Genomic DNA, 5,399 nt, shown 5'->3' with positions numbered 1-5,399 from the left:
TTCTTCTCGCAGTGACGAAAAGCAGATCTATGCAACAATGCTTCACGGGAATGACAGAAAATAAGATAATTCATGTTAAAGATAAAACAGGACATATATAAAAATAGCTTACGGATAATATTAAAATTGCTGTTTGCTTTGCTATGTTTTTTTATAATATTATTTCCGTTAGTGAGCTATAAAATAGGCATTCAAAGTAGCATTTTCCCGGCGATAGAAATTATATTTATTTATTACTTTATGTCGTTATATTCCTTAAATGTTTTTGGAATATTTTTTCTCGGTTTATTGATAGATCAAATAAGCGGTATGCCCATCGGTACAAATTCGTTAGTTTTTTTGTCGGCATATATAATATATAAACTCTCTTCAAAATTTTTTATAGCTAAAAACTATTTGATAAATTTTGTTGTTTTTTGTGTTTATTTCTTATTTATATTGAATTTTAAATATTTACTAATAACAATCAAGAAGCTAGAAGTAGACGGATATTTAATAATTTTCTTTCAATTTTTAACAACTATATTTTCTTATAATATAGTTCGTCTTATAATTGACTCTCCTATGAATTACTTTAAAAAGTATGTTAAATAAAAAAATACTACATGGTGAGTTAATTTCACGAAGGGCCTTTATAATTGGACTCGGTAAACTCGGATTTTTATCACTGCTTGGAATAAGAATGTTTTATTTACAGCTTATTAAAAGTGAAGAATATAAGACTTTATCGGATAAGAATCGTATTAATTTCGTTGTACTTTCGCCGACTAGAGGAAGAATTTACGATTTAGACGGCAATATTTTAGCTACTAATAAACCATGTTATCAGCTAGTAATAGATAGGAGCATTAATAATAATTATCGGGATGAATTAGAAATAATTAGTAATATTTTAAATTTATCTCCGGAAAAATATAATTATATTAAGCAAAAAATTAAAAAATCTAGTCGCCACACTCCTTTAATAATATTTGATCAGCTTGATTGGCAGCAAGTATCAATGATTGAAGAACAAAAGCATAAACTGGCTTCAATATTTATCGATATAGGATATTTAAGGTTTTATCCTTTTTCAAGTGTTACTTCTCACTTAATAGGTTATCTAGGTCAAATAAATGAACAAGAGAAGAAAGAGTTAAATATACATAGCTTAAGCGATTTTAATATTGGTAAATCCGGTATCGAAAAATATTACGATAATAAATTACGAGGAGAATTCGGTTATAAAAAAGTTGAAGTAAATGCTTATGGTAAGCAGGTACGAGAAATAGCAGGAACCCCCACTAAATCGGGTGAAGATATGTATTTAAATATCGATGCTTCTCTTCAGCAAAATATCCAGCAATATTTAAATCCTAAAGGTTCTTCGGCAATAGTTATGGATACTAGAACCGGAAACATACTAATTTGTGCTTCCACACCGGGTTTTGAATCAAATAATTTCAGTAAATTATCGGAAAATTATTGGCAGAGTTTAACGAGTGATCCTTATAAACCTTTAATTAATAAGGTAATACAAAATTCTTATCCTCCCGGTTCGGTTTTTAAAATAATGACCGTACTTGCGGCTCTTGAAGTAGGTATTAATCCTAATAAAACCGTTTTTTGTGACGGTAGTTCTGTTCTTGGTACTAATAGCTTTAGATGCTGGAATCATAGCGGACACGGGACGGTAGATATGATGTCTGCTTTAAAGCATTCCTGCAATATTTATATGTATGAGTTAGCCAGAATAGTAGGTCCGGATAAAATTCTTGAAGTTGCAAGAGAATTTGGTCTCGGCTCAAAGACCGGTATTGATTTAGCTCCTGAAAGTAGCGGGTTTGTACCGTCAAAAGAGTGGAAAAAGAAAAAATTAAAGCTCCCTTGGTCAATAGGGGATAGTTTTAATTTAGCAATCGGGCAAGGATTTTTAGGAGTAACGCCGATGCAGCTTGCAAGATTTATTACGGCTATTGCAAGTAACGGTAAATTATATACACCTAGAATATTAAAAAACGATCCGGAATTTTATAATGTTAATATTAAGCCTGAAAATATCAAAATAATACAAGAAAGCTTGTATAATACCGTGAATGTTGCGGGAGGTACGGCGTATTATAATAGAATTCTAGGCGAAAATAGGCAACTTGCCGGTAAAACAGGTACTTCGCAGGTGCGAGGCAAACTAAATGCTAAAGACGATTTAAGCCGTGACTCTATTGCCTGGGAGAGGCGTAATCATGCTTTATTCTTAGGATTTGCTCCTTATCACGATCCCCGTTATTCCGTTACTGTTTTTGTTGACCATGGAGGAGGAGGTAGTAAAGCCGCCGCCCCAATAGCTCGTAAAATCATGTCTGACGTGATGGATAAGTATACTCGCTGAATTTAAAAAATTGGCTTCGTATACCAACTCTTCATATATTTATAATTTATTAAATATCAGTTTGTAGTTTGTGTCATAACGTGTTATTATGTGTCATGGTGTGTTATTAATTTAAATATAGGTCAAAAGATGGCAAGACCTAACTTAACTATTCCGGATGAACTAAATGATAGTTTAACATGCTCTGCAAAAAGCTTAGACAGGTCAAAAGGGTATATAGCACGTAAAGCAATTGAATATTATCTAAAGGAAATACAAGAAGTTTCGGAAGACGCTAAAATTGCCTTACAAAGAATTAATGCTCCTGATTTTAAAACTTACACTACTGATGAAGTTAGGGAGTGGTTAAAAAAGAAGAATGTATAAAGTTATATTCTGAAAATGTTATGTTTTTCTAGATTCTAAGCTGTTTGATATGTCATTTCCGCGAAAGCGGGAATCCAGAAAAAAGCGAAATAAATTGAGCTTTTAACATTGAAAATTCAATATATTTATACCTTTTTATTACTGAATCCCTGCTTTTGCTGGGATGACCTTGAGAGCTTTTTAAAAAAGTATTTATAACTCATTAAAAATTCAAGTTATTTTTTACTATAATTTACCATATAACATGGTTAAAATTAAATTAGGTTAAAATATGTCAGAAGAATTAAAAGCACTATTTTTTGAATTAGGTAAAAAAATAAATAGTTGGTCAGAAAAAGAAATATTAACAGCTCAAGAAGCGTGGGGAAATTGTACAGCAGAAGAAATAGTAAGTTTAGCTGCTAGAAATGATCTAGTCCCTATATTAGAAGAATTTGTTAAAAATGGAGGGGATTTACATTTTATAATAGACGAAGGTGGCGAAAAAGCAAATTTACTTAATATTGCTGCAGAAGAAGATTCTTTAAATATTATAAATTATTCACTTGATAATAATATTTTTACCGTAAATACAGAAGCTTCTGAAGGAACTCATACGGCTTTTCATTCGGCATTTGAAGGTAATAATATTGAAGCTGCCAAGCTTTTACTGAAAAAAAGGTGCAAATATTAATGCTGAATATTTGAGGCATAATATAAGCTATTCTACTGTGAAAAAACTTTTTGTAATTTATAAAGATGAAAATGGTGTAGAATTTGAACACTTGGAAATGACTAAGTTGTTTGTTAGGTTTGGCGTGCAAATACCTGATAATATAGATATATTATGTGATGATTCGTTAATACGACACCATCCTACTAAAGGGTCTATTAAAAATTTGCTGTTGTCTATAAAAGAACTTGAGAATTTACAAGGTGACGATTGTATTAATGCTTATAACGCTTCAACTCCGGAAGTTCAAGAAATTTGGGATGCTAGAGTATCGAGATATCATTTAAATAAACTTGCTAAATTTATTGAAAAGAAGTTTAGCAAAGAGAGTACTATAGAGAATACAGAATATGCCGCTCTTAGAGAATATAGCAGTTTATCGAAACATAAACAGGAAGTATTAGAAATACTATTAGCGCGAAAGAATTTTAATTCTGATGATTTTGTAAAAGTAGATAATCACATAAAAGATCATTTTTTTGAAATAGCTTGTACAGTTAAAGACCTTACCGGTACTGTTTTTGCAGCAATAGCTAAAGCAGGAATAATAAGTGAGGTCACCCAATATCTACATTTTGAAGATAGCAGCATTAAAATAGCAGGCATGAGTCTAGACAATAATACTGCCGGCGATTATTCTTAATATTTATATTACTTACATAACTTGGTTTTATGCAATTATACCTTAGTTCGTGTCAAAAAATACTTTATTTTAGTTAGTAATTTATGTTATTAATAATTGAGAATTATTACAGAGGTATATATGTCTAAGAAAAAGCAAGACGACCAAATAATAAAAGCATTAGAAGAAAGACTAGCAAAACTTAAGGGCACTCCTCCAACACTTGAAGAATTAGAAGAAAGATTTGCAAAGCTCCAAGATAGACCTTATACCCCCACAAAAAAATCCGGTTATGACTCTGGTTATGAATCCGATGATGAGGTAGATAAGCTAGTTGAGAAGATACAATCCGAGGTTAAATTAGAACAAAAAAGTAAAGCTCTAAATGCTCAAAAAGACCAAGAAATACGTGATAGGCTAGATAAATTAAGAGAAGATAGTCCTATAACGCAAAAAAAGACACATATAGACCTTTCTTTTAATGATACTAAATCAATAATTACCGATACTATAGATGCTCAGGCAGATATAGCTAGTTCATATGCTAATCGATCTACTGATTTAGAGGAGAAAAAAGCATTATTTAATTTAGCTAACAATCTAACTGAAGCTAGAGATATTATTAGGGATACCCCTCCTATATCTAAAGAATATGAGCTTAAAATATTAGATGTTATTGCTAGAGGACTCGGTAAAATTTATGAAGGAATAAAGAAAATAGCTTCGCCTGCAGTTAATATTATAAAAGCAATAGGCAGTAGTCTTGTTAATTCGATTAAATCACATCCTCAAAAATCTTCCAAACAACAAATAAAAGAATCTAAAATAAAATTAAAGAAGTTATATAAAACATATATTGATTTGAAAGGAGTAAAGTCAAAAATAAAAGAAGAGTTTCTTAAAAAACATTATGAGCAAATTGATCAGATACAAACTCCTCAGGAAATATTTGTAGAAACTGCCAAAATTACTAAATCTATAAGGATAGCCGGAAGACAAAAAATAAATAATCTTAAACAACAACGAATTATTAATAGAATGAAGAAGCAAAGTCCTGCTAGAAGAGGTAATAGTCCATTGGTACCTTCCAATACTCCTAAGGTTAATAAAGGAAAGCATTCCAAGGGAAACCAACGGTAATTTCTATGTCATTTCTGCTTTTAGCAGTCTTGTTGCGTGGATCGATTTATGTCATTCCCACGGATGCGGGAATCCAGCATAAAGCGAGATAAATCGAGCTTTTAATTTGTAATAGTTGAGATTTAATCTTACATTTAGTAAAATTAAGATAATANNNAATGGAGGATTAGAGATGAATCTAAATCAAAAAA

Annotated in this window: 6 protein-coding genes; all 6 read left to right on the top strand. The window is 31.0% G+C overall.

All coding sequences use genetic code 11. The annotated features are described in order from the left end of the window. Nucleotides 1-72 precede the first annotated feature (72 nt). The 6 genes from KYQ89_RS02885 (at nt 73) to KYQ89_RS02860 (ending at nt 5,208) form a co-directional block, all read left to right on the top strand. Nucleotides 73-594, top strand: coding sequence for a hypothetical protein (locus KYQ89_RS02885; protein ID WP_218460326.1), 522 nt, complete (start codon nt 73-75; stop codon nt 592-594). After that, nucleotides 584-2,368, top strand: a complete 1,785-nt coding sequence (mrdA, locus tag KYQ89_RS02880; RefSeq protein ID WP_218460325.1) for a penicillin-binding protein 2 — start codon at nt 584-586, stop codon at nt 2,366-2,368. The genes KYQ89_RS02885 and mrdA overlap by 11 nt, the downstream gene beginning before the upstream one ends. Before the next feature lie 90 nt (nt 2,369-2,458). Then, the gene (locus KYQ89_RS02875) at nt 2,459-2,734 is read left to right on the top strand and encodes a ribbon-helix-helix domain-containing protein (RefSeq protein WP_218460324.1); all 276 of its coding nucleotides are present in this window, start codon (nt 2,459-2,461) and stop codon (nt 2,732-2,734) included. A gap of 271 nt (nt 2,735-3,005) precedes the next feature. Beyond that, nucleotides 3,006-3,407: an ankyrin repeat domain-containing protein gene (locus KYQ89_RS02870; protein ID WP_218460323.1), complete on the top strand. Its 402-nt coding sequence runs from the start codon at nt 3,006-3,008 to the stop codon at nt 3,405-3,407. Nucleotides 3,408-3,444: 37 nt separating this feature from the next. Beyond that, on the top strand, nt 3,445-4,089 hold the full coding sequence (locus KYQ89_RS02865; protein WP_218460327.1) for a hypothetical protein: 645 nt from the start codon (nt 3,445-3,447) through the stop codon (nt 4,087-4,089). Nucleotides 4,090-4,209: 120 nt separating this feature from the next. Continuing rightward, the gene (locus KYQ89_RS02860) at nt 4,210-5,208 is read left to right on the top strand and encodes a hypothetical protein (RefSeq protein ID WP_218460322.1); all 999 of its coding nucleotides are present in this window, start codon (nt 4,210-4,212) and stop codon (nt 5,206-5,208) included. Nucleotides 5,209-5,399: the final 191 nt, after the last annotated feature.

This window comes from Rickettsia sp. TH2014, assembly GCF_019249195.1.
In the GTDB taxonomy this organism is placed as follows: domain Bacteria; phylum Pseudomonadota; class Alphaproteobacteria; order Rickettsiales; family Rickettsiaceae; genus Rickettsia; species Rickettsia felis.
Note: the sequence above shows the minus strand (reverse complement) of the source record. Positions and strands in the feature narration are given on the sequence as shown.